The following is a 25,086-nucleotide window of genomic DNA, read 5'->3' on the forward strand; positions in this document are numbered from 1 at the left end:
GAACTTAAGTCAATAGAATTTTAATAAAAATATATTATGATGAAATATTAAATTGCAAATATACATGCAAATCTTGATTTGTTATTATTTAATTCACATTATTTGCGCTATTTTCCGCAAAATATCATTTGAAACTTGAGAGAAAGATATTATATGATTTTTTCTTTCAGATGCCCCTGAAAATTACGGGAAGGGTATAAAGGACAAGGATTGTCAGAACAGCCGCAATCGGGAAACCACTGGTTTTCCCTGCATGGGCGGTGATTCCGGAAGCTGCCGCCGGGCTTTCTTCCGACTCCCAGGATGCTTCGCAAAGGATGGTGTCTATTGTCTTGAGAAGCGACATGTATGTTTTCTTCCTATGGGAAGAATTGGTTTTGGAAGAATCTTTGCCGCGGGAAGTCCATCCTCCCGAAAGCTGTCCAAAATAGGAAAGCTGGGTGCTAATCAACTTTCCTGCCGTACCGGGCAGGGAAGGACGCCCACTGGTCATGTACAGGCTGACATAAATTAAAGAGACAAGGAGCATCGCCTTGCTCCATCCCTGGATAAGGGCATCACGGGTAATCTGGATGATTCCCCAGTGGAAAAGTATCTCCCCTGATGGCTGGAGGAGGCTCAGGAAAAGCATGGAGAAAACCAGCAAAAGAGGTGGCATGGGACGGAACTTGCGACCGGATGACAGGGCAAGCAGAAGGCATGCGGCCATGGAGAGTGTCTGGACTCCCGCGTTTTGCTGGAGAAACAGGGGAGGAAGCATTGCCAGCCCCATGATGACAGGTATGATTGAGCGATTCGGTTTCCATTTCCGGTCGGTGGAAAGCTCACGGGAGTAGCGTGATGGCAGCAATCCCTCACTGTGGACGCGTGCATACCAGATGCTGGAGCGCATGAAAGCGGACGCGGCCAGTCCGACCAGAAGGGAAGTGGCCAGTCCCAGTGCGAAAAGCGGCGGGGCGACCAGCCAGATTGAAGGACCGAAAAATAACATCTGAGCCACGGCAAGCTGGGCGATGTTGCTGGAAATAGCACCGCATATGCTGATTCCTATGGGACTGATCCATGGCTTTTTCTGCCCGCGTATCATCCAAAGAAGTCTCATCAAAGGTCCCGAAGCAAGAGTGCTGGCAGCAGATAGTGCAATCTGGAAGGAGAACAATGTGCCATTAACCAGTCCTTGCCCCAGTGTTTTCAAAAGCATGAGCCAGAGGTAATCCTTCCATCCCAGCAAAGGCAAGCCAATGAGCAGGGGGAGATTCGCCAACCCCAGACGGAAAAAGGGGAGAGGTTTGGGAATGAGCAGTTCCAAAGAGGAGCAGAACAAAGAGATGGCCGCAAGGAAAGCGGTCAGTTCAAGACGATTTTTTGCTGTATCTTGGCCAGAAGAATCATCATGATTCATCGGCGTGGACGGTAGGGAAGTCATAGCGGGGAGTATATCAGCGGCATTTCCGTCTGTCCATCTTCCGGTGTGCGGGGTGGTTTGCAGAGATTGCAGCAGCGGCAGCGGGCTGCGCGGGAGTAAGCCCAGGTTCTTGCGTTAAAGCAGCCGCAACGCGGACGTGACAAGGATGACAGGGGCATCGTCGGCAGACAGGTGGAAAAGAAATAGGGATAAAACGGTAGTTCAGGTGATTTGCATTGGTGGTATGTGGAGAGGAAATACACTTTTAGAAAGGGAACTTTCCTCAATATAGTCTTTTTAAAAAGATTCCGTGTAATTCATGCGAAATAAATGTATAATCAATAAAGAAGCCATGAAGAAAATGTGTCTTTGTGCGGAATGGCTTTTTCTTGGCTTGTGTACTATCGGGTATTGGGAGGATAGTTGATTCATGAAACAGATATATCTTGCGGATGAACAAGAGATGGATCGCCTTGGAATCCGTCAGTTCCTTGAACTTTCGGAATATAGCGTGCATGAGTTCAATGACCTGCATTCCTTGCAGTTGTCTATTTCCCGTCAGCTTCCTGACCTTTTGATCTTGGCGATTACATTCTCTGATGGTGACGGTTTTTCCTTTTTGAAGAAACTACGGGCGACATATAGTTTCCCCGTCATCTTCGTGACTTCACGCGGAGCCGAGAGCGACCGCATCCTGGGCTTTGAGCTGGGAGCCGATGACTATGTGGTCAAGCCTTTCTCCGCAAAAGAGCTGGTGCTCAGGGTGAGAGCCATATTCAGGAGGCTGGAGGGAACGACCCAACTGAACAGGGGAGGTTCCAGCTGGGTTCTCGACGGTTCTGTCTTGTTGCTCGATGAAGTGTCCCATCTGTTTACCATTGATGGAGACCTGATTCCCCTTACAGCCGCTGAATGGCGCATCATGAGTTATCTTGTCAGCAATGCCGGAATCCTGATAACCCGTGCGCAGGTTCTTGAAAACTGTTTTGATTATTCATTTGAATTTTACGATAGGATAGTTGACACACATATCAAGAACATTCGTTCCAAGCTAGGAGCGTTAGGAAGCCAATGGATTGAGACCGTGCGCGGTTACGGTTACCGTTTTGCCGGACGCCCCACGGACGGACGTCCGACTCATGGGAATGTGGAGGGCAAATCCAGTGAGGCGGCTTTCGCGAGCCACGAAGTCATTGCCGCGCGTTCCTGACACGCGACAGCCGGTGATGGGTGACCAAGGAGAAAACCCGTGAAGATAATTTACATCGTAGAAGACCATGAGGCTATCAGGGAAGGAGTTGCAAAGTATCTCCGGATGAGTGGATATGAAACGAAGACTTTCGGGACTCTTGCCGAAGCAAAGAATGCTTTTGAAAAGATGGAACCGGATTTGCTTATCCAGGATGTCATGCTTCCGGACGGGGATGGCTTCACTTTTGTCCGCGACATACGTATGAGCAGCGACTGCCCAGTAATTTTCATGACAGCCCGCATCACTGAAAGCGACCGTATTTTCGGCTTTGAGCTGGGAGCTGATGACTATATCACCAAGCCCTTCAGTCCCAAGGAAATGGTGCTTCGCATAGAAGCAGTCTTCAGGAGGGTGGATGCCGCATCTTCTCCTGTCGTATCATCCGTGGATGTCTCTGTCTGGATGTTGGACGGTTCAGTGATGAAAATGAATGATACCGCCCATCAACTGTTGATTGACGGGTCAATCATCTCCTTGACGGTCGCTGAATGGAAAGTATTGGGCTATCTGGCAAGGAACGCGGGCTCGGTAGTCAGCCGGGACATGATTATCCAGAAATGCTTCGGATACTCCACGGATTCTTACCGCAGGGTGGTGGACACCCATGTAAAGAACCTCAGAACCAAGCTGGGTGACGCCCGTGAATGGATTGAAACAGTACGCCGTTACGGATATAAGTTCATTGGTGTTCCCGCAGGTTGCAAGGACGGAACGGTGGAAGCATGAAGAAGCTGTTTCTCAAGATGTTCCTGAATATCATTGGCATCATGCTTATCGTCTTGATATTCCAGTGCATCATTCTGTTTGTCGCCAATATCAGCGCGAAGGAACAATGGAAGAAGTCCGTGGTTGAGGCATATGTGGGACGTCTTCAGGAGACTTTGCTCCAGAACATGCCAGATGAAGGATGGTCTTCATCTACGATTACTTCGGCATTCATGACTGCCAATGACGACCGGGTCAGCGGGATTCTGGTCAGTGATGCACAGGGTACTCCCCTCATGACTTTGGGCAAGGATCCACGGGGAGTCCTTCTATCTCATCCGGACGGGCAGACGCTTGAGACAGTCAGCGTGAAATCACATGTACCTGTGTACGATGTGTACCTCACGCAACGCCAAAGCGGGTGGGCTGTGCAGATTGACGTAGAATCTGTACCGGGAAGGGCGCATTCTGGTCGGCGTGTGCCTGTGATGGTCAGGAGTGCGGATGTAGCAGGGTCGGTCATGCTTCATGTGAACGGGACGCCTTTTGTCGCGGTGGATGTCCTTACCTTCGATCCCTTTACCTATGCCCAGACTGCCAAGCTCTTTACGTCCCTGCTGGGTGTGTTTTTCTGGACCTTGCCCTTGTCCTTGCTGATTGCCTTGGTGCTTGGCAGCATGGTCTCCCGACGCAATACCCGTTATGCTACGGAAATATCCAGTGCCTTGGGGGAGCTTGCATCAGGAAAGCATCCCATCAAGCTTCCAGCTCTCAAAGGGTCGGAGTTCATGTACATTCGAAAGGCTCTTGCTGAACTCGACAGGGAGCTGCTCCAGAATGAAAGGACGCGCAATGCTTGGATACAGAGCATCAGCCACGACCTGAACACTCCCGTATCCGCCATGAAGTTGTTGTTGGAGGGCATCTCAGACGGAGTCTTTGCTCCGGATGCATCGACAATCTCAGCGATTTCCAATGAAAATGCTACTTTGGAGAAACGCATCAAGTCCGTCATAACGTATGCCTCGCTCCAGTCTCCTGATACCGCCCTGAACATGCAATGGATTGATGTGGATTCCTTTGTCAGGGATGTCCTGTCCGTCTTTGAAGAAAGGCAGGCGGCACGCATCACGGTCGAGTCCTATGTGACCCGTTTCACAGGTGACGCGTCTTTGGTGCGCATGGCCTGCCATGAAGTGCTGGACAATGCGTTGAAGGCTTCAGCCGCTCCCGTACTCTGGCGTTTTGAGATAGTTCCGGGAAAGAAGGTTGAAGAAAAATCCCGCAGGAAGAAAATAATCCGTGATGATTCTCCTGACCATGTCGTCCTCACGGTCATCAATGAAGGCGAGTTGCCTGCGCAGGAGGAAGATTTCTTTGAACCATGGTCAACCGGACGAAAGGGGCGTTCCGGTCATGGAGGCAGCGGTCTTGGACTTGCCATCACGGGAAGCATCGTCCGTCTCCACAAGGGTACTATGGTACTCAAGCAGATGAATAGCAGGGGAGAACGGCCTTACGTAGTGTTGACGCTCAGGCTGCCATTGACTCCTCCGGAAACCATGGGTATCCACAATCTGCCTGCGGTCCTTTCGGCTGTTTCATTTCCTGTTTGGGAATGAGGGTCATAAGGGTTCCGCTGAACATAATTCCGGAGACCATGAAAATTCTCCTTCAGTACATGAATAGCTTACATTAATGTTCTTTTATGGTTTAAACTGATGCTGGAATCTAGAAATAATATGAGGACCCCATATATGAGAAAGACCAAGATCATTTGCACCATGGGACCTGCCTTGGATGATGAAACCAAGCTGCGCAAGGTCATGCAACAAGACATGGATTGCGCCAGGTTCAACTTTTCACATGGGAACCATGCGGAGCAGAAAACACGCATGGATCGGGTGCGCAGGATACGGGAAGAACTTGACCTGCCCATAGCGCTTCTCCTGGATACAAAAGGACCGGAGATGCGGGTTCGCAAGTTCGCTGAATCACAGATTACCCTTGAGGCCGGGATGACCTTCACCCTGTATGCCGATGATTCCATCATGGGCGATACCTCCGGCGTTTCCATTACATACCCGTATCTCGCTGAAGAAGTCAGCATTGGAACGCGGATTCTGCTTGATGATGGCTTGATTGAATTGGGCGTGAGCAAGATAGAGGGCAAGGATGTGATTTGTACAGTCATCTCCGGTGGGCCTCTGTCCAATAATAAGGGGATTAACATTCCCGGTATTAACCTTGACGTTCCTTATATCAATGAGACCGACAGGGCGGACATTCTTTTTGGCATAGAGCAGGATATAGATTTCATAGCTGCTTCTTTTGTCCGTACTGCGGACGATGTACGCAAGTTGCGCCGGTTGCTTGATGCCAACGGAGGCAAAAGGATAAAGATTATCAGCAAGATTGAGAACCGTTCCGGCTTGGACAATCTTGACGAGATACTTGCCATCAGCGATGGCATCATGATTGCCCGTGGCGACATGGGTGTCGAGATTCCCTTCCCAGAGCTGCCCCCTGTCCAGAAGGACATAATCAAGAAATGCTACAGGGCGGGAAAATTCAGTGTCACGGCTACGCAGATGCTTGAATCAATGACGCACAATCCCCGTCCGACACGAGCCGAAGTCTCTGATGTGGCCAATGCTATCTACGATGGAACTACCGCCATCATGCTGAGTGGTGAAACTGCCGCCGGAAAGTATCCTGTGGAGGCTGCCCGTACCATGGCGACCATTGCCGAATATACCGAACAACAGATTGACTACAAGAAAAGATTTGCGACCAATCATCTGACTTTATCCCAGGATATTCCCAATGCCATCGGGAGCGCGGCGTGTGAATCCGCGTATTTCCTGGATGCCAAGGCAATCGTCAGCATGACGATGACCGGACGTTCCGCTCATATGATTTCGCGCTACCGTCCCGCTTGTCCCATAATCGCGGCGGTTTCCGATCCCGTTGCCGCCCGGACCCTGAACTTGGCTTTCGGCGTCAGGCCAGTCTTGGCGGAAGTTCAGCCGACGGTATCCGCCACGCTTGAGCATGGCGTCGAGCTGGCATTCAAGACTGGACTGGTGAAAAAAGGTGATCTCATTATCCTGACAAGCGGGAACGTCATAGACACTCAGACAGCCGCCGATACCATGCATATCCGCGAGGCATAAGACAGGGTACGGTTGCACGTTTTATGTGTTTTTGATTTTTTGACTCTTTTAGATAGATAGCAATTGATTTTATACAAGAAAAGGGGGGTCAGCCCCCCCCTGATAATTTATTTATCTATTATTTTATTTGCCCATTATTTCTGGCTCAGTGCTAACGTGGCAGCCTGCTCACCGGCAATCTTACCGAACACCGTGATGTCAGCCACTGCGTTTCCGCCCAGACGATTGGCGCCATGGACACCACCCACAACTTCACCTGCGGCAAAAAGACCTGCTACAGGAACTCCTGAAGTATCAAGAACATGCGTCGTGGGGGTAATCTTCACACCGCCCATGGTATGATGCACGGCAGGTCCTACCTCAACAGCGTAATAGGGACCGGTTGCCAGGGAACGCGGCATTTCGTCGGCTTTACGACCAAAGTCAGGGTCAGCTCCATTGGCGACATAGCCGTTATAGGTGGTTATCGTTTCCTCAAGGGCAGCGGCAGGCATACCAAGTTTCCCGGCAAGTTCAGAAACTGTCGCCCCTTCCGTAAGAAGTCCCTGGCTATAGTATGTTTCTATGGCTTTCAGGGATTCTCTCACTCCGTGGTCAAAGAGAAGATATGCTGTCTTTCCCGTCTGTTCCAATATGGCGGAGGACATGACATCACGCGTGGCCATCTCGGAGTTGAAACGCTTGCCTTCACGATTGACCATGATAGCTCCATTTCCACGAACCGCTTCGGTAATCATCAGGTTCTGTACAGGCACGACCGTAGGATGGGTCTGAATCTGCTCCATGTCTACCAAAGCTACCGAGAAAGGTTTCACCAAATCAAAAGCATCACCCGTAGCGCCGGAGTGATTGGTAGTGCCAAAGCCTTCCAGTCCCGGTTTGAGAGAGACGAGAAGATCAGGATTGGCTCCAAAGCCGCCCGTAGCAAGAACGACAGTCGGCGCAAGGATGAGATATGTTCCGTTGGGAGCCTGGACTCTGACTCCGGCTACCGTATTAGTCCCATCCTGTGCCTTGAGGATGGTGATAACTTTGCTGTTGTACCGGATTTCCGCGCCAGAATCCAAGGCGGATTGTACCAGGACTTCGACGAGATGTCCGCCTACAGCTGCGCCGCCGGCAGGACGATGGGTGCGGGAATTTGATGAACCGGCCATCTTGCCGACATCGGTCAGGTCAGCACCCAAGCCAAGGAGCCAATCGACAGTTTCAGCGGAATTGATGACCATGGCGTCAACCAAGGCGGGGTCGTTGATATTCTGGCCTCCCTTCATGGTGTCGTCATAGAAAGACTGGTTGGAATCCTGTATGCCCAGCTTGGCCTGTACGGAGGTTTCCGAAGCATTCAGTCCGCCTGTCGCGTAGTTCGTATTTCCTCCTGCTATCGGCATCTTCTCAAGGACAATGACCTTGGCTCCCAGAAGGGCGGCCTGGGTAGCCGCGGAAAGACCCGCGCCTCCGGCTCCAATGACTACTACATCGGCATTCGTGGTTACTGCCGCAGGGAGAGATGAGACAGGAGCCGCTTCACCTTTTGCTATGGCTATGGCGTTCTGAATGGCCGCTATGACACCCTTGGAAGTAAATGAAGCTCCGGCGACGACATCAAGGGCATCTGCTGTTCCCTTTGACTTAGCCTGATTTATGATTGTATCTACCGCGGGACGGGAGAAATCAGAATCGGAGAGTTCCAAGAGTTTTACATCAGCTATTTTTCCACCAGAGATGGATACTTGAACCTTGAGAGGACCGGCAAATCCATTGGCTTCCCCGGTGAACGTACCGTCGGGGATAGATGAGGCCGCTGACGGGCTCGTCGTACTTCCTGCCGTTCCGGATGTTTTTCCGGAGCAACCTGCTATCAGAGCCACGGCCATGAGGGTTGCGACAGCTATGATCATCATGGGAATGATGCGATTTTTTTTCATGAGAAATTTCTCCTTGTCCCTGATCAGATATTTCAATCAGGCTTCATTCTTATTGTTATCACATTATACAATGTATATTCAATATAGCCATATTTCGTTATTGACGTTTGAAGCAAAAAAGTGAAAGAAAATAAGTTTTATGAAAAATAATCAGGTTTTGTTCACATAAAAAATTCCTGGGTCAAGGATGTCTTTGTCTTGTTTCTTTTCCTTGCTTCTTTACCATGTCATGTCGGGACATATCATGCCTGTCACCATATTCATCATGGGCGCGGCGTGATATACTGGACGACATCTGAATATCAACACAGAGGATCTTATGGTACGTTTTTCATCATCCCGTATTCTTTTTGTGGCAGGCATCATCCTGCTTTTCATGCTCATGATTGTTCCCGGCTGTTCCCGTGATTCTGGCTCCGCAGTCGCCGTCACATCCAAAGACGATAGCCACGGCACTACTGATGCTCCTTCCATGCCTGTGGAAGTGGAGAAAACTCCGGCGATTGCGCAGAGCGAACCTGAACTTTTTGCTGCCGCCGTGTATTCTCCGTCCGTTTCCAAGCCACATCTCCGTGTCGCTGTCCTTAATGGGCCAACTGGTCTGGGCATGGTCAAGTTGATGCAGGAAGCCAAGGATGGCGTTTCAAAGAACGACTACGATTTCACCCTTTTGAGCTCACCGGATGAGATGGTTGCGCAGATTACCAGCGGAGCTGCTGATATTGCCGCCCTGCCGTCAAATCTTGCAGCGGTTCTTGTCCAAAGGACATCAGGAGCCATCCAGCTTGCGGCGGTCAACACCTTGGGAGTTCTTTCCATTGTAAGTACTGATTCCAGGATTACGTCCTTGGAGGACTTGAGGGGAGGGAGCATATCGGCAACTGGTCAAGGGGCAGTTCCTGAATATGCCCTGGACTTCATCCTGGCTTCCCAGGATTGGCAAGGAGCGGACGCTCTCAGCGTAGAATACAAAGCCCAGCATGCCGAGCTTGCCACTGCCCTGATTGCAGGAACTGTGGCTACAGGAATGTTGCCAGAACCCTTTGTCACCCAAGTCATGCTAAAGAGACCTGATGCCCATGTTGTGGCGAATCTGACCGAGGAATGGGACAAGGCCGTCCAAGGAGAGGGCGCGTTGGTGATGGGTACTATCGTGGTGACACGTAAAGCTGTCCAGGATGATAAACAGGCGGTGGATACGTTCCTTGATGAATATAAGGCGTCCACGTTGTTCGCTGCCACCCACGTCGATGAAACCGCGCGTCTTGCCAACGGATTCATGGGTATGCCCGTAGAGACTGCCCGCGTCGCAATCCCCCGGTGCAACATCACCTTTGCTGAAGGGGGAAAGATGAAAGCCTTGGTCGCGCCGTTCTATGAAGTGCTGTTCGCCGCCAATCCCAAATCAATCGGTGGGCGTCTGCCTGATGATTCTTTTTACTATGAGAGATGAGAAAAAAAGGTATGAAAGGCGAGAAGAATGCTGAAGACAAGGGGAATAAGGCCGGAAATCTTCCGGCTGCCATTCTTCGCGGTGCAATTTCCGCTATCTTCTGGATTCTGGTCTGGTATGCGGCATATCGGCTTACCGGACAGGATATCCTGGTAGCTTCTCCCTCACGGGTTGCCGGGCGTCTTTGGTTTCTTGCCGGAACTTCTTCGTTTTGGCTGACCGTGTTGGTTTCATTCCTCCATGTCGCTGAAGGATTAGTCACCGGTTGTGTCGCTGGCATCGTGCTGGCTGTCCTGACGTGGCGGTGCAGGCTCTGCGATATTGTCGTAAGACCGGCGATAGGAATAATCAAGGCGGCTCCCGTGACATCCTTCATCATTCTGGCGTTGTTCTGGCTGGGGAGGGAAAGCGTCGCGCCCCTGATTACCATGCTCATGGTTCTTCCCATTGTCTGGGGTAATGTCACCGAAGGGCTGGGAACCTTGGATCGGAACCTGATGGTCATGGCACGGACATATCGTTTTGGGCGTGGGAAAACACTGAGGTTTGTTATTGTTCCATCCCTCATGCCATATTTTATAGCTGCACTGAGTTCCGCCATAGGCTTTGCCTGGAAAGCCGGCATAGCCGCCGAACTCCTTGCCAATGATGGCAGGGCGGTTGGCGGCAGGATTAACCAGGCCAAGATATATCTTGAGACGGAAGATTTGTTTGCATGGACCATCGTAGTCATAGTGCTGAGCATCATCCTGGAAAAAAGCACAGTGCATTTCCTTGGACGGGTACGCATGACGGAGGCAGAGAAAAGATGAACATACGTCTGGAACATGCCTGCAAAAGATACGGCGAAAAAGATGTCCTGAACGATTTTAACCATAGCTTCCCTTCACATGGAGTGGTTTGGATCAGCGGGGCTTCCGGTTGTGGCAAGACGACGCTCCTGACGTGCATTGCTGGCGCGGAGAAACTTGATTCCGGTTCCATATCTATTCCGGACTCCCGGAAGATAGTCTGCCTGTTCCAGGAAGACAGGCTTCTGCCCTGGGAAACTGTCCTGGGCAATGTCGCCATCCCCTTGTCCGGTCATCGCCGGGAGGTCGAGGACAAGGCCGCTTTCTGGTTGGAAAGGGTAGGACTTGGCGGCGAGTTATCCAGTTATCCGTCTCGGCTGAGCGGAGGGATGAAACGACGGGTAGCCATTGCCCGGATGCTGGCCTACGGCGGAGACATCTATTTGCTTGATGAACCGTTCGCGCCGCTTGATCGGCGGCTTCGTGACAGCATATGGGAACTTTTCATGGAACAATGTGGCAATGCCTTGGTCATAGTCGTGTCCCACGGCGCGTCAGACCTTGCTATGGGTCAAACGCATGTCACCATGCTCACCGCTACCGGCTTGCCGCTGAGGATTCAGGAGATTCCGGAAATCCCTCACCCCTGATATATCGGGGATGCCGTAAACTTAACTTTTTCAGCACCATATTTTTCTTTTTATTGTATATAATTAAGGGATTGTTGCTCTAGTTTTCACTTTTGCAACAACCCCTTCATATTATTTCACAGGAACACCATCAGGAATGCTGTGGCATCTCCCATGCATGGTGGTCGGTGTGGAGAAGCTCATGACACTTGTGCCCCAAGGGTTTTCCAAAGAAACTCTCATATGCTTTCAGTACCGAAGGGTTCTCATGGGAAAAGCGGAGGTTATCCACTTTGTCCAGTCCATAAAGGACATCGGCTCTGGTAGACGCCAGTTCCTCTCCGTCCCAGATGGGCTGGCCACCGCCACCGACACATCCACCGGGGCAGGCCATTACTTCCACAAAGTCATAGGAGCTTTTGCCCGACCGGACATGCTCCATCAAGCGGCGGGTATTAGCCAGTCCGCTGACCACGGCAACCCTGACCGGAATGCCGGCAATGTCGAATGTTGCTTCCTTCCAGCCATCCATGCCACGGACATCACGGAAAGCGTCTGCTTCGGGATTCTTTTTGGTTACAAGATAGTAAGCAGAACGCAATGCCGCTTCCATCACGCCTCCGGTCGCTCCGAAAATTACGCCAGCTCCCGTTCCGACTCCCAGAGGAGAATCAAATTCTTCTTCCTCCAGACTTTTTACATCAATTTTCTCCGCTCGGATCATCCTGACAATCTCACGGGTAGTGAGGACAAGATCGACATCCTGCGCGGCTTCCGCATCGTTCATGGTCGGAAGCTCAGCTTCAGATTTCTTTGCGACGCAGGGCATGATGGAAACACTGAAGATGTCGGCAGGATTTGCACCGAGAAGCTGAGCGTAGTAGGTTTTGGCCACTGCGCCGAACATCTGCTGTGGAGACTTTGCTGTTGAAAGATTTTCCGTCATGTCGGGATATTGAGATTTGATGAAACGTACCCATCCTGGGCAACAGGATGTGAACATCGGCCATGGATGGTCATTGCGTCCGGCAAGCCGTTCAAGGAATTCGTGTCCTTCCTCCATGATGGTGAGGTCGGCGCTGAAGGTAGTGTCAAACACATAGTCGAAGCCTATTTTCCTTAATGCCGCGACCAGTCGCTTGACCGTTGCTTTTTCACGTGGGAGACCGAGAGCCTCACCCCATGCTGCACGGACTGCCGGAGCAATCTGGATTACAGTGATTTTCTTGGGATTAGCGATGGCCTGGAACATCCTCTGTGTGTCGTCCCTCTCTCGTAAAGCGCCGACAGGACAGTGTGTGATGCACTGGCCGCACAAGGCGCAGTCCGCATCAGTTATCTTTCTGCTGAACGATACATCGACAGTAGTGCGGGAACCTGTACCTACCAAGTCCCAGATGTTCAGTCCCTGTATCTTATCGCAGACTTGGATGCAGCGCATGCACTTGATGCACTTGGCGGCATCGCGGAACAAGGGGAAGGAATGATCCCATTTTGTGGGAGCCGGACGCCGTTCATAAGGAAGTTCAAGGATTCCCAAATCATTGGCGACCTTCTGTAGGGCGCAGTTGCCGCTTCTCACGCAGGTGGCGCAGAAGCAGTCATGTTCGCTGAGTATCAGCTCCACATTGGTTCGGCGAGTCTGGCGTACACGGGGACTGTTGGTCAGGACGACCATTCCCTCGCGCACACGGTTGTTGCACGCTGAAGCCAACTTGTCCACTCCCTCAATTTCAACCACGCAAACACGGCATGCGCCGATTTCATTGATGTCCTTGAGGAAGCAGATGGTAGGAATGTGGATGTTCACCAACGCAGCAGCTTCAAGGATTGTCGCGCTCTCTGGCGCTTGTACGGGCAAGCCGTTGATTGTCAAGTTTACCATTTTGCTATCCGTCCTCCCTTGAAGATGCCAAATCCGAAATGGTCGCAACGCAAGCAGCGTCCCGATTCCTGGTCGGCTTCCTGGCAAGTCATGCCACACTCGATTTGTGCAAAGTCATGTGCCCTCTCATGCGCCTCCCTCTCGGTCAGGTTCACCCGTCCGCACGGGGTTCTGTCATCCAAGGTAGGCAAGGGGATGTCTACATCCACAGATATCTCATGGTTGAAGCCAAGGAAATTGTCGATGTTCGCGGCGGCAGCTTTACCCGCGGCTATTGCCTTGATTACTGTCGCAGGTCCGCTTACGCAGTCTCCACCAGCAAACAGGTTGGGGATGCTCGGTATGTTCTCGACCTTACTGGAGGATGAAGCATGTATCGTGCCACGGCTGACCGGTACCCCGGCATCCTCGAAGCCTCTGTATTCGACATTCTGCCCGATGGCGACAATGATGATGTCGCACGGTACGGCTTTCTCAGGTTCCTGGGAATCGACGGGGCGGGGGCGTCCCGAAGAATCAATCTTGCCGACAATTTGCGGCTTGACCCACAGAGCTGTGACAATTCCTTCTTTTGAAGCTTCTACCCTGACCGGGGCATAAAGGCTCAGCACTTCACAACCTTCCCCTATGGCACCCTCGACTTCTTCAGGAAGGGCAGTCATGTCCACCTGCCTGCGCCGATAGACAATGGAGACAGTGCTGGCACCCAGTCGAACCGATGAGCGGGCAGCGTCCATGGCGACGTTCCCGCCGCCTACCACTATGACGCGCTTGCCGGTGAAGTCAGGCATGTCACCATTGCCAATATGCCTGAGCATCTCGACGGCGGAAACTACGCCTATGCTGTCTTCTCCGGGAAGTCCGAGCTTCCTGTCAGAATGAGCTCCGATGGCCAGGTATACTGCGTCATATTCCGATGTCAAGCGGATGAAATCATCACTATCATTGATATCAGCCGATGTCCTGACCTGTATGCCGCCTGTAGCTATGATGGCATCTATGTCATCCTGCAATCTTTCGCGGGGCAGTCGGTAGCTGGGTATACCGTAACGAAGCATACCGCCAAGGTGGGACTGCTTCTCCATGACAGTGACATGATGTCCCATCAGGGACAGGTAATATGCCGCGGTGAGTCCTCCCGGCCCGCCTCCGACGACAGCGACTTTCTTTCCTGTGGAAGCCGAGCGGCTGGGCGGAGGTACTGTTCCCGCATGATCGACTGCATACCGCTTGATTGCCCTGATGTTGATGGCACCATCAATCATATTGCGACGGCATCGTATTTCACAGGGATGCTCGCAGATGAAGGCGCACGAGGTGGGGAAGGGGTTGTCCTTGCGAATCAAGCGAACTGCATCAGCGTATTTCCCAGCATGGACAAGAGCGGTATATCCGGGGACATCCACTCCGGCGGGACAAAGAGAGACACAGGGAACCGGTTGGCTGAGAGCGCTTGAACACCGGTGGTTCCGGATATGCTCAATGAAATCTTCCCGACACCCTCTGACGCTTTTGAGAACCATGGAGGCGGCCTCATAGCCAATGGCGCAATCGGAGCTTTCCGCTATCACTTGGGCAGTGTGCTCCAGCTCTCCTATCATTGCCATATCCCCATGATTGTCCAGAATTGCTTCAAGCATCAACTCAAGCTGGACAAGACCGACACGGCAGGGTACGCATTTGCCGCACGTCTGCGCCCGGCACATCTTGAGGAACGATGCCGACATATCAATGGGGCAGAGTCCGGGAGGACTAGCCACGATGCGCCGTTCCAAGTCACGATACAATCCTTCGACAACCTGTTGTGATTTATCAGGAGTCATGATTTCCAATCTGCTCATTTTCAACCGCCATTTTTGTTTTCAGCTCACAGGTCATTCCTGTTATAAAAAAAGCAAGAATACCCAAAACATTAGTATATGTTTATTACCTGAAAGTACAATCATTTTTTTGAAAAACGATAAAAAAAGTACAGTAGCGTCGTGTCGTTCGTTCAAACCGATGATTTTATATTTTATTTCCCCGGTGCTACCCTTTGCAGGTATAATGTCATTTGCAGTTTTCTCATTCTTTAAGAGTGTTCCCGCTTGGCGATGTCTCTCCTGAAGGTCTTGTGTTCGTGCCAGCGTCCCAGAGTCCGACAGAATTTCCGTTGGTACGTGCGGCACGACGGAGGAAGCGTCAGACGGCGGCGTATTCCTGTGAGCTCGCTTTATTCTTGATATCCTCGTAGAAACTGGCAGTCGCCGTTTCCATGTAGGGAATAAGCCAAAGTTCGCCTATGCCGAATGTCAGGCAGGCGAGCAGTGCCCATCCAAAGAAAGAGAGTTGCAAGCAGAACAGACGCCATTTGTTGCCATGCATCATGGCGCGGCTTGCGGTTATGGCATCCAGTGCTTTCATGTTCGGGTGATCAGCCAGGATATACGGAGCCATGGAATAGGAAAAAGCCTTGATGATTCCGGGGATGACCAGCAGCAGTGACCAGAAAAAGACGAACAGGAAAGAGAGGGCGCTCATAGCCCATATTTTCCCGAAATAGTTGAAACCGACGAACAATCCCTGCGCTTCAATTTTCTTCCTTCTCAGGGCAGCGAGGAAAATGATGGAGAACGACCATGAAATGACAGGCATGACGACGATTCCTGCCAAGACGAGGCTTCCTAGTGCGGAAATGACCATCATCAGGAATGTTACGAGTACTGCTGATCCCCAGGAACCAGAGAGAGCCGTGCGGGCAGAAGCACGGAAATCCTTTGCGTACATCATGTTATCACCTCATGTTTTGGTTTTGTCGGACTACGGAAAATCACCTTCATGATATGACCGGGTACACGGATAGTCAATCCGTGATGTGGAACTCCCGATTTAACGTTCTTCCATGATGCATTCAAAGACATCTCCGATAGGAACATTGAAAACATCGGCAATCCGGAAGGCCATTTCCAATGATGGCGTGTATTTTCCTGCTTCCAACGCTATGATGGTCTGGCGGGAGGCTCTCATATTTTTTGTTTTCTTGTCATATCATTTCCTCCCTTGGTTTTGTATGATGGACGTGTTCATGACCAGAGGGGAGGCGCGTGTATCATGAGGTTGCCAAGGGAATTTTATGACAGGGATGCCTTGTCCGTAGCGCGGGAACTGCTGGGAAAAGTGCTTGTCCATGAGATTGATGGGCAGAAACTTGCCATGAGAATTGTAGAAACCGAAGCGTATGTAGGCAAAGAAGACAAAGCTGCGCATTTTCATGGAGGAAGAAGAACGTCCCGGCTCGAAGTGATATATGGCGCTCCCGGATTTTCCTATGTTTTCCTTGTCTACGGCATGCATCATTGCTTCAATGTCGTTACCAGCGGCAAGGATGATCCTCAAGCTGTCTTGGTCAGAGCTGGTCAGCCCGTATTAGGGCTTGAGGCAATGGCGCAAAGACGATACACCAAGACTTTCGGCGAATTGACCGGCAAACAAATCATTGGACTGACCAATGGGCCGGGTAAACTGTGCCAGGCACTTGACATCGACCGGAGTCTCAATGGAGCTGACCTATGCGGAGAGGGGCTGTATCTTGAAGAAGGAGAGGGCGTGGATTTCCGCATCATCACCACAAAGCGGGTGGGTATTGATTACGCGGAGGAAGCCAAGGATTTTCCTTTGCGTTTCTATAGTGAAGGCAATGCATATGTGTCTGTGAAATGAGCCAAAGGAAAGGATACATGTATTCCTATCATTGCACCTGTTTCCAACCCATTTTAGCTCTCATTGTTCTGTGCGTCCGTTATGAACCCCATCCGATAGTTTGAAGGGAGCAATCCGAAACGCTTGGTGAAAGCCCTCCTGAATGTCTGTGGATTTGCATATCCACAGGAGAACGCAATTTCATTGATGTTTTTTTCTGAATCTGTAAACAGTTTTTCTTTTGCCTGCTTGAGCCTGTACTCCTCAAGATACTGAGAAAAACTTGTATCCATCCTTGTTTTCATAAAATAATATAAATAGTTTTCGCGTTGCTTGAATGCAACGGACATGGTAACCAAGGTAAGGTCTGGATCATGGAAATGTTCATGGATATATGAAGTGATGCTTGAAATCATTTCTTTTTCCCTGTCTGGTTTTGAACGAAAGGCATCACCCGTCAGGGATAGAAAAAATTCTGATACCTCGGAAAATAGGGTAAAGTGTCTGGGTAACGAGGTTATATTCACTTTCTGACAATACATAAGCGCCGTATTGTACAACGCCTTGAAAAGTAGCAGGATTTGATCAGGAGGCAACTTGCGTTGCATGAAATTGGTATCATGGATTTTTTGCAACAGAATCCGGACAGCGTACTCATCCTGTTTCATGCAGTTGGAAATCAGGGCCTGTTCACTCTCCTTATCAAAAAAAGCAGAATCCCCTCGCTCCGTCAAATCTGAATATCTTCTGATTGTATTCCGGAGATTTTCATTGATGATGCTGTGCGCAGTAAGATTGCATTCATGTGGTGCGCCTTGCATGGTACTGACCGTGTGATTAACATGGGAGATGGAGATTGATGTCTCGTATGGAGTGATTTTCTTGAAAGCTAACCAAAAAGCGGTGATATTCTTGTTCAGAAGATTCCTGTTTTCATCCCAGAGAAGGAGCCAGATATTCAATTCCAGATCCATGTAAAGATAGTAGTTCTTGTTGAATATCCGTTCCGCTTCCTTTGCGGCGACTATCCGCGAGAAATCCAGATCATCAAGGCTTGATGCCTCGTAAACGTTGTGCCAGATGATCTTGGCCATAGCAACGACCATGTCGGAACCTATGGGAAATCCTTGCCCTGTTCGTTCCATCATGTCGTTAACTTCTTCAGGAGTTATATTTTTTCCATGAATCAATCGGCGGAAAAACGTCTCGGTCATGAAAGGAATTTTGCCGCCATGCGCCTCATTTTCAGCCTGTTGTTCCGTGATTGACTTGATGGTCTCATACACTTTCTCGTAGGTGACGTTGTTCGGGAATGTCTGCCCATCGCTCAACATTGCTTTCAGCCTGGACCAGTTTTTCTGGTGTGTATACGCTGAAACCAAAATAATGCAACAGCAAATTATCAACGCAATGATAGCGCTTAAGGAAAATATGCCCCATACGGGAATCTGTGTGGCTTGAAGCTCTTTATAGGGCAAAGCAGAGAAAAATCTCAGACGGCTCTCTGCGCTGGAAACAATGGAAATCAGATAACGTACCCCATCATGGCCTATTATGTCATATTGACCATCGGACATGTCCGTATAGTTCCACATGATGTCTCCGTTGCTGATGATGATCGTGTTGTCGCTGTCTGTAATGCAATATCTGCCACGATTGCCTATTTCCAGTCCCGAAAGCAGTTCTTCAAGCAAGTCGGCATTCAGCAGGAACATAAGTTTTCCGGCATTTTCCAAAGGGTTGGAGAGGGGAAAAGATTGAATATAGGGTATTATCCGTTTTTTCTGACCATCTACAGTCGCTATGACAGTGGGATGAAACGAGTCCGTACCGCCTGACCGTAGATATTTTGATTGCCATTGTCCGCTGTTCATGTCTTGGAACTCAATGAGCGCGTACATCCTGTCTATGTCAAATATGGCATTGCGGCTATTCATGAGATATCCGCTGAACCTGGAATAGACATATACTTCTTCGAGCATGGGATTGACTGAACGCGTGGCGGGAAGCTGAGCCTGTGCGTCAATGATTGTCTGGATCTCACTTGAACCCTCGGAAATTTTGCCCTGATAGATGAACCTGGTCATGTTCTTGTTCAAAAGCAACAACTGAGCCAGTTTTTGTGTCTGGACAATGTAGGAATCCACAATGGTTTGGGTCAGTTCCAGGACGGTCATGTTCTTTTCAAGTACATAATTTTGCATTTGCCTGAGAAACCATGACTGGCTGACTATGAGACTGGAAATACAGATTGCAATCACAATGGACAGAGTGATGATTGGTTTTCTTGCCAGCACACCGTTTTTTCTGATATTTACCAACATGAAAACAGTATAGCACAAAAACTTATGATGAACGGAGGTTTCATGATAGAATGTTGCAATGAAGAAAAACATACTCGTGATGGCGGTATCGGTGGTTCTTGTCCTTATCCTGGCTTCCTGTGCTTCCACAGTAATACAGAACAATGTTCCGATAGACATGACTTTCGAGGACATGCTTCAAGGGAAGTGTTTTTATGCGGATGGAAGACCAGCTCTGCTGTCTTCTGATTATTATCTCATCTATTACGCCGCGGACTGGTGTCCGTATTGCAAGGAATATGAGCCTCTGCTGAAGAAGACATATGAGAATCTGATTAGGATGTACGGGAACGTGGAGATTATTTTTGTGGGGCATGAGAGGGATGTTTCCAATGACAACCTGGTTTCCTTCATGGAGCAGGGAGGATATTCATTCCCTTATCTGAAATTTGAATATCGTGAGGAAACTGGTATCATGCATCTGGTCGATGTCCCGAAATTCTACATTCCCGGATTTGTCCTTGTGGACAAGCAGGGCAAAGTACTGGCTTCCTCAAACGGGGAGACGGCGGATGACTATTCCCGCGATTATCCCATACAATATTATACGACTTTGCAGATATGTGATTGCTTCGGGGAAGAATAACAGAGCTTCATCGGCATCTTTTATTTGGGCGTCTGTTCCGACATCTGTTCGGGCATTTCCCGTGAAGCATGAGCCATGACAGGAAGGTCGTGACAGGAAGGTCGTGACAGGAAGGTCGTGACAGGAAGGTCGTGACAGGAAGGTCGTGACAGGAAGGTCGTGACAGGAAGGTCGTGACAGGAAGGTCGTGACAGGAAGGTCGTGACAGGAAGGTCGTGACAGGAAGGTCGTGACAGGAAGTCACATGTCCTCAAGCCATCTTACCGTGTCCCAGATTTGGTTCCCGTCATTCTTCTGCCGTGTTCCTGGAGTGCTTCTTCCGTTGCGGATATGTTCCGTGAGCCGTTCCCTCAATGTCATAAAGACATCCGGGTGGGACATGATCACATTGGTTGTTTCTCCTATGTCCTTGTTCAAGTTATAAAGTTGGAAGGAGGGGAGTGATGAGGTATCATCCACGCCAGGGCGGGGATATGACCATCCTCCTGAACCCGGACACATCTCCAACTTCCATGTACCCATGCGTATGGACAGGGAGCCGTCAATGCTCTGATGGATGAGATCATCCCGTACTTCCGGGTGGTTAGGATTGAGCCAGAGAGGAAGATTGCTGACTGAGTCTTCTCCCATGTCGTCAGGAAGCCGAACGCCAAGCAGATCCGCCATGGTCGCAAGGAAATCGGCAAGACAGACAATGCGATTGCACACTGTCCCGGCCTTTATCCTGTCCGGCCATTGGATGATCAAAGGAACCCTATGGCCTCCTTCGTAGATATCTGCCTTTGTTCCACGAAACACATGACTGGGATTATGTCCCTTCTCCAGAAGTTCCTTGTAGTCTGCCATGGGGGAGCAACCATTGTCCGATGTGTAGACGACAATTGTATTTGAGAGCAGTCCCAAGGCCTTCAGCTTTGAAGTGATTCTCCCCACTACATGATCGCAATGCAAGACGAAATCACCATATTCATTCGTGCCGGATTTACCTTGGAACTCCAATGAGGGAAGTATTGGGGTATGAGGGGCGGGCAGGGGGAAATACAGGAAGAACGGGTCATTTTTTTCCGTGGACTGCTTGTCGAGTACATCAAGGGCCTTGTCAGTCAGGTGGTCAAGGACTTCGCTGTGGACAAAGTCTTTTGCGGTAGGGCCGGGTCGCCAGAATCCTTTTCCGTTTCCTTGGGATATGTGGTCGGGCAGCGCGGTGAATTGATCATTTTCAATATAAACATAAGGAGGCATGTCCAAGGAGGCACTGATGCCATAATAATAATCAAAACCGTTTTCAATCGGAGAGCGGGCAATCTTTCCTGAATAGTCAATGCCGTCACTGGCGGCAAAATCCGGAGCCTCACTGAAACATGAACTCTTGGAAAATTGCATCCCCAGGTGCCATTTTCCAATTGCAAATGTCCGATATCCTTGTTCCCTGAGCATATGTGCTACGGTTTTGCGTCCAGGAGCGATGAGCGGCTCGGAATATCCGCCTATCACGCTGGATTTCAGGAGGGAACGCCAGTTATACCTGCCGGTAAGCAATGAATACCGTGAAGGCGTACAGACAGCCGAGGTAGCATGGGCATCAGTGAAACGCATACCTGAATCACACATTTTGTCGAGATGAGGTGTCAGGAAGGGACATTGTCCGTTGTTCCTGGAAATGTCCCCGTATCCCATGTCATCAGCGAGGATATAAATCACATTAGGTTTTTTCATGGTGGTTCATGATGAATGTCCTGCTTCTGTCAAAAGACATCCACAGGACATTCTCTCAGCATTGTTTATTTATACTGACGGTCATAAGCGGTCTGCATCAGATCCAATACTTTGGAGAGTTGCAGTCTTTCAAGATTCGCAAGGTAATCATTCCAGACTTTGTCATTGTTCACATCAAGAGTACCAACCATGAACTTGACAGCACTCTGGCGGATGAAGTTCGCCAGCTCACGCTTTACCGTCGAGAACTTTTCATTTTCCTCAGCGGTGTATTTGAGGGTCGGTACTTCCAGTTCAGGATGCGCATATGGTTTGTACAGCTTGGCCGTCTCATCATACAAAGTCTTCTCATTATTGGACGGCAGATAGTAGGCTGGATCATCAGCTCCCGGAGCATTGTTGGCAAGGCCGTTCTTCAGGTCGAATGTCATTGCGCCAATAAGGACTTGTATCCACGTATCGTTCTGGGGATCCTTGTCGTTCCATAGCCGCAGCTGTTCCCAAATAGCAGGATTGCCATCCAGTCCGACCTGGTTGGATTTTGCCCAATCCCATGCTTCTCCAATGAAGCCGTTGCGCTGCATCAAGGTTCCTTCCTGGGAATACATGTAATCAAAATAACGGATGATTGCCTCCGCATACTCACTGTCTGCCGAAATGACCAGCTTTCCTATTTCAGGATTCGCCAGGAAGTTAGGAGTTTCCTGCACACCGTTGGGCCCCTTCAAAGGAGCAATGGCCTGGAACTGGCTGAAACGCTCTCCGCCAATTGTCGAGAACTGACCTCTCCAACCGCCGGCCACGAAGCCCATGACAGGTTCCTGTGAGCTTTCCACAAGTTGCGTGAGCTGACTGGAATCCTGGGTGAAGGAGCCGTTATAAATCAATCCTTCCCGGTAAAGCTTGTTGACATATGCAAGACCTTCTCTGTAGGCATCCTTGTTTACTGATGTATCGACTTTCTTGCCGTTCATCATGTATCCGACATTGTCTTCCGCATTCTGGTTGATGTCAGTGGTCAGGTCACTGTAGATGAAAGAGTTGAGGATGAATCTTTCCACCTCGTTGCCCCAGCCTATGATTGAACCAGCAAGAGGTATTTCATCAGGTTTGCCGTTACCATTGGGATCCTGAGCCTTGATTGTTTTCAACACCTGATAGAATTCCTCGGTAGTGGTGGGAACAGGCAGACCCAACGCATCAAGGAAGGGGCGGTAGACATACATCTTGGCCATGTTGGTACAGTGGAAACAGCCTTCCAGACGTGGCAGGGAATAAATGTTCCCATCAATATTGGTCATGTAGCCAAGCCCGCCAGGATACTGGTTGAGAGCAGCCGTCAGATGCGGCATCCATTCCTTGGTATAGTACTTGTTAAGCGGCATGAACAGATGCTCTTGGGCCCCGTAGGTAGCTTCAAGATCATTTTTAATGTTGAAGCCAAGGAAAGCATCAGGATAATCTCCTGACGCAAGGGTCAGGGCAAGCTTCTCCGTAGCCGCCTGTTCAGGAACCATGATGTAATTGACTTTGATTCCTGTCTTTTCTTCCATGTACTTGGAGAATCGATTGGTGTTGTAATCTTCTACACATGGTGGCTGGGCGACCATGATATCCACGGTGATCGGAGTCTTTACAATAGGATACGTCCCATTAGGGGTATATTCGACAGATACCTTCCTGGGTTGTTCCTTGCCTCCTCCGGCGAACAAAACGGTCGGGACGATGCATGCTGTCACCAGCAGTGCGACGATGATTTTCTTCATAGCGTAACCTCCAATATTTTTGCATATTTTTCAATATGGTTTACTCAATATGGTCTGCGCAGTTTTTCAGCCTTTCACTGATCCAATCATGACCCCCTTCACAAAAAACTTCTGGACGAATGGATAGATGATCAACAGGGGAGCGCTTGCGATGACAATCAACGCATACCGAATTGTTTCGGAAAGTCCTTGCGCTCTCGCGGCTGCCGCTACATCGGTCATCATGCTGGGTGTATTCTTGTTGATGATGAGGATATTCCTCAACACTATCTGCAATGGATACAACTTTTGGCTTTGCAGATAGATCAAGGCATCGAAATACTTGTTCCATTGCGAGACGGCATAGAACAGTGCCAATACAGCAATGATGGCCTTGGATAAAGGAAAAACCATCTGGAACAAAAAACGGATATCGGAACATCCATCGATTTGCGCGGCATCATACAGTTCATCGGTGATGTTTTCCTGAAGAAAAGTCCTGGCAATGACGACATTCCAGACCGTTACGGCATTGGGCAAGAGCATCGCCCAGCGGCTGTCATAGATACCCAGATTACGGACGACCAGATAGAGGGGAATGGTTCCTCCCGTGAACAACATGGTGAACATGATCAACTTTGTGACTGTCTTTCTGCCGTAGAACTCTTTCCGTGAAAGAGGATAGGCAAGAAGCATGGTCAATATGACGCTGGTGATTGTTCCGAATGCTACGTAAAACACTGAGTTGAAATATCCGATTCCAATCTGTTTGTTCGTGAACACGGCTTTGTAGGCTGTCAGGTCGAAATTCACAGGAAACAACCATACCTTGTGAGCCATCACGTCATGCGCGTTGCTCAGGGAGCTGGATACAATGTAAATCAGAGGATACGATACGACAAGAAAGCAGAACAAAAGGAATATGTTGTTCACGATGTCAAACATCCTGTCGGCACGCAATTCTTTTTTTCTATATGCAGCATGTTTGTTCCTTACCATAAGCCGCCATCCTTGTCCTTGAGTTTCGCAAGTTTGTTGAAAAGTAAAATCAGACAGATGTTTATGATTGAATTGATGAGATCAATTGCCGTTGAATAGCTGAAATCGCTGTTGATCAGACCCATTTTATAAACATATGTAGACATGATTTCCGAAGTTTCCAAATTCAGCGCGTTCTGCATCAGGAACGCTTTTTCAAATCCAATGCTCATTACGTATCCCATGTTCATGATGAACATGATGATGATGGTAGTCTTGATGCAGGGGATATCGACATGGCGGATCTTCTGCCATTTATTGACACCATCGACCCGTGCGGCTTCATAAAGCTCAGGGTTGATGCCTGTAAGCGCCGCAAGATAAATGATTGCATTGTAGCCTGTGTTCTGCCACAGTGCGGACCATACGTAAATATGCCTGAATTTTTCAGGACTTCCCATGTAATTGATTGTTTCCAATCCCACGAGCCGGCGTATTGTGTTGAATATGCCCAAGGCGGGATCCATGAATTGCATCAATATTGCTACCATGACGACAGTAGATATGAAATATGGCGCATACGTGACCATCTGTACCGACTTCTTCCATCTGGTGGATTTTGTTTCGTTCAGAGCTATCGCCATGATGACGGCAAGAGGGATTGATGCAACCAGCGCGTAGATGCTCAACGAGAAAGTATTCCACATGATTCTCAGTGATGAAGGATTTGAAAAAAACTTCTGGAACTGATATAGACCGACCCACGGACTTCCCCATATCCCCTGTGATACCCGGT

General features: G+C 49.6%; 21 protein-coding genes. 9 read left to right on the forward strand and 12 right to left on the reverse strand.

Going from position 1 to position 25,086, the window contains the following annotated elements; translation table 11 throughout:
• Positions 1-166 precede the first annotated feature (166 nt).
• On the reverse strand, positions 167-1,426 hold the full coding sequence (locus SPICO_RS09660; protein ID WP_013738971.1) for a Gx transporter family protein: 1,260 nt from the start codon (positions 1,424-1,426) through the stop codon (positions 167-169).
• 409 nt (positions 1,427-1,835) lie between these two features.
• Between SPICO_RS09660 and SPICO_RS01720 the strand changes: the two genes are divergently transcribed.
• The 4 genes from SPICO_RS01720 (at position 1,836) to pyk (ending at position 6,538) form a co-directional block, all read left to right on the forward strand.
• Entirely contained in the window at positions 1,836-2,615 is a 780-nt protein-coding gene (locus SPICO_RS01720; protein ID WP_013738972.1) for a response regulator transcription factor, read from the forward strand.
• Between the two features lie 39 nt (positions 2,616-2,654).
• The gene (locus SPICO_RS01725) at positions 2,655-3,383 is read left to right on the forward strand and encodes a response regulator transcription factor (RefSeq protein ID WP_013738973.1); all 729 of its coding nucleotides are present in this window, start codon (positions 2,655-2,657) and stop codon (positions 3,381-3,383) included.
• On the forward strand, positions 3,380-4,984 hold the full coding sequence (locus tag SPICO_RS01730) for a sensor histidine kinase (protein ID WP_013738974.1): 1,605 nt from the start codon (positions 3,380-3,382) through the stop codon (positions 4,982-4,984). The genes SPICO_RS01725 and SPICO_RS01730 overlap by 4 nt, the downstream gene beginning before the upstream one ends.
• A gap of 135 nt (positions 4,985-5,119) precedes the next feature.
• Entirely contained in the window at positions 5,120-6,538 is a 1,419-nt protein-coding gene (gene pyk, locus SPICO_RS01735; protein ID WP_013738975.1) for a pyruvate kinase, read from the forward strand.
• Positions 6,539-6,672: 134 nt separating this feature from the next.
• Here the strand turns inward: pyk and SPICO_RS01740 are convergent, their stop codons facing one another.
• Positions 6,673-8,466, reverse strand: coding sequence for a flavocytochrome c (locus SPICO_RS01740; RefSeq protein ID WP_013738976.1), 1,794 nt, complete (start codon positions 8,464-8,466; stop codon positions 6,673-6,675).
• A 319-nt stretch (positions 8,467-8,785) separates the two neighbouring features.
• Here SPICO_RS01740 and SPICO_RS01745 point away from each other — a divergent pair, with 319 nt between their 5' ends.
• From SPICO_RS01745 to SPICO_RS01755, 3 genes are read left to right on the forward strand one after another with little or no spacing between them, the layout of a single operon-like run.
• Positions 8,786-9,919: an ABC transporter substrate-binding protein gene (locus SPICO_RS01745; RefSeq protein ID WP_013738977.1), complete on the forward strand. Its 1,134-nt coding sequence runs from the start codon at positions 8,786-8,788 to the stop codon at positions 9,917-9,919.
• 11 nt (positions 9,920-9,930) lie between these two features.
• On the forward strand, positions 9,931-10,731 hold the full coding sequence (locus SPICO_RS01750) for an ABC transporter permease (RefSeq protein ID WP_215904625.1): 801 nt from the start codon (positions 9,931-9,933) through the stop codon (positions 10,729-10,731).
• The gene (locus SPICO_RS01755; RefSeq protein WP_013738979.1) at positions 10,728-11,360 is read left to right on the forward strand and encodes an ATP-binding cassette domain-containing protein; all 633 of its coding nucleotides are present in this window, start codon (positions 10,728-10,730) and stop codon (positions 11,358-11,360) included. Before SPICO_RS01750 ends, SPICO_RS01755 begins: the two co-directional genes overlap by 4 nt.
• A gap of 130 nt (positions 11,361-11,490) precedes the next feature.
• Here SPICO_RS01755 and SPICO_RS01760 read toward each other — a convergent pair whose 3' ends face one another.
• The 4 genes from SPICO_RS01760 to SPICO_RS10035 all read right to left on the reverse strand — a co-directional run bounded on the left by SPICO_RS01760 (position 11,491) and on the right by SPICO_RS10035 (position 16,230).
• A complete protein-coding gene (locus SPICO_RS01760) occupies positions 11,491-13,224 on the reverse strand; it encodes an NADH-dependent [FeFe] hydrogenase, group A6 (protein ID WP_013738980.1) in 1,734 nt (577 codons plus the stop codon).
• Entirely contained in the window at positions 13,218-15,065 is a 1,848-nt protein-coding gene (locus SPICO_RS01765) for an NAD(P)-binding protein (RefSeq protein ID WP_013738981.1), read from the reverse strand. Before SPICO_RS01765 ends, SPICO_RS01760 begins: the two co-directional genes overlap by 7 nt.
• 340 nt (positions 15,066-15,405) lie before the next feature.
• Positions 15,406-15,993: a DUF975 family protein gene (locus SPICO_RS01775; protein WP_013738982.1), complete on the reverse strand. Its 588-nt coding sequence runs from the start codon at positions 15,991-15,993 to the stop codon at positions 15,406-15,408.
• A gap of 99 nt (positions 15,994-16,092) precedes the next feature.
• A complete protein-coding gene (locus SPICO_RS10035) occupies positions 16,093-16,230 on the reverse strand; it encodes a helix-turn-helix transcriptional regulator (RefSeq protein ID WP_083810387.1) in 138 nt (45 codons plus the stop codon).
• A gap of 84 nt (positions 16,231-16,314) precedes the next feature.
• Here SPICO_RS10035 and SPICO_RS01785 point away from each other — a divergent pair, with 84 nt between their 5' ends.
• Positions 16,315-16,923, forward strand: a complete 609-nt coding sequence (locus SPICO_RS01785) for a DNA-3-methyladenine glycosylase (protein ID WP_013738983.1) — start codon at positions 16,315-16,317, stop codon at positions 16,921-16,923.
• Positions 16,924-16,976: 53 nt separating this feature from the next.
• Here SPICO_RS01785 and SPICO_RS01790 read toward each other — a convergent pair whose 3' ends face one another.
• Positions 16,977-19,199 carry a helix-turn-helix domain-containing protein gene (locus tag SPICO_RS01790; protein ID WP_215904626.1) on the reverse strand — a complete coding sequence of 741 codons (2,223 nt, stop codon included), beginning with the start codon at positions 19,197-19,199 and terminating at the stop codon, positions 16,977-16,979.
• 85 nt (positions 19,200-19,284) lie between these two features.
• Here SPICO_RS01790 and SPICO_RS01795 point away from each other — a divergent pair, with 85 nt between their 5' ends.
• A complete protein-coding gene (locus SPICO_RS01795) occupies positions 19,285-19,851 on the forward strand; it encodes a TlpA family protein disulfide reductase (RefSeq protein WP_245523216.1) in 567 nt (188 codons plus the stop codon).
• 20 nt (positions 19,852-19,871) lie between these two features.
• On the opposite strand, the gene SPICO_RS10225 is transcribed toward SPICO_RS01795, so the two are convergent.
• From SPICO_RS10225 to SPICO_RS01815, 5 genes are all read right to left on the reverse strand, one after another.
• Positions 19,872-20,105 carry a hypothetical protein gene (locus SPICO_RS10225; protein ID WP_148228981.1) on the reverse strand — a complete coding sequence of 78 codons (234 nt, stop codon included), beginning with the start codon at positions 20,103-20,105 and terminating at the stop codon, positions 19,872-19,874.
• Entirely contained in the window at positions 20,092-21,567 is a 1,476-nt protein-coding gene (locus SPICO_RS01800; RefSeq protein ID WP_013738986.1) for a sulfatase family protein, read from the reverse strand. Before SPICO_RS01800 ends, SPICO_RS10225 begins: the two co-directional genes overlap by 14 nt.
• Before the next feature lie 65 nt (positions 21,568-21,632).
• A complete protein-coding gene (locus SPICO_RS01805) occupies positions 21,633-23,333 on the reverse strand; it encodes an ABC transporter substrate-binding protein (RefSeq protein ID WP_013738987.1) in 1,701 nt (566 codons plus the stop codon).
• Between the two features lie 66 nt (positions 23,334-23,399).
• The gene (locus SPICO_RS01810; RefSeq protein ID WP_013738988.1) at positions 23,400-24,311 is read right to left on the reverse strand and encodes a carbohydrate ABC transporter permease; all 912 of its coding nucleotides are present in this window, start codon (positions 24,309-24,311) and stop codon (positions 23,400-23,402) included.
• Positions 24,305-24,997, reverse strand: a complete 693-nt coding sequence (locus tag SPICO_RS01815; protein ID WP_245523217.1) for an ABC transporter permease subunit — start codon at positions 24,995-24,997, stop codon at positions 24,305-24,307. Before SPICO_RS01815 ends, SPICO_RS01810 begins: the two co-directional genes overlap by 7 nt.
• Positions 24,998-25,086: the final 89 nt, after the last annotated feature.

This window comes from Parasphaerochaeta coccoides DSM 17374, assembly GCF_000208385.1.
Lineage (GTDB): Bacteria > Spirochaetota > Spirochaetia > Sphaerochaetales > Sphaerochaetaceae > Parasphaerochaeta > Parasphaerochaeta coccoides.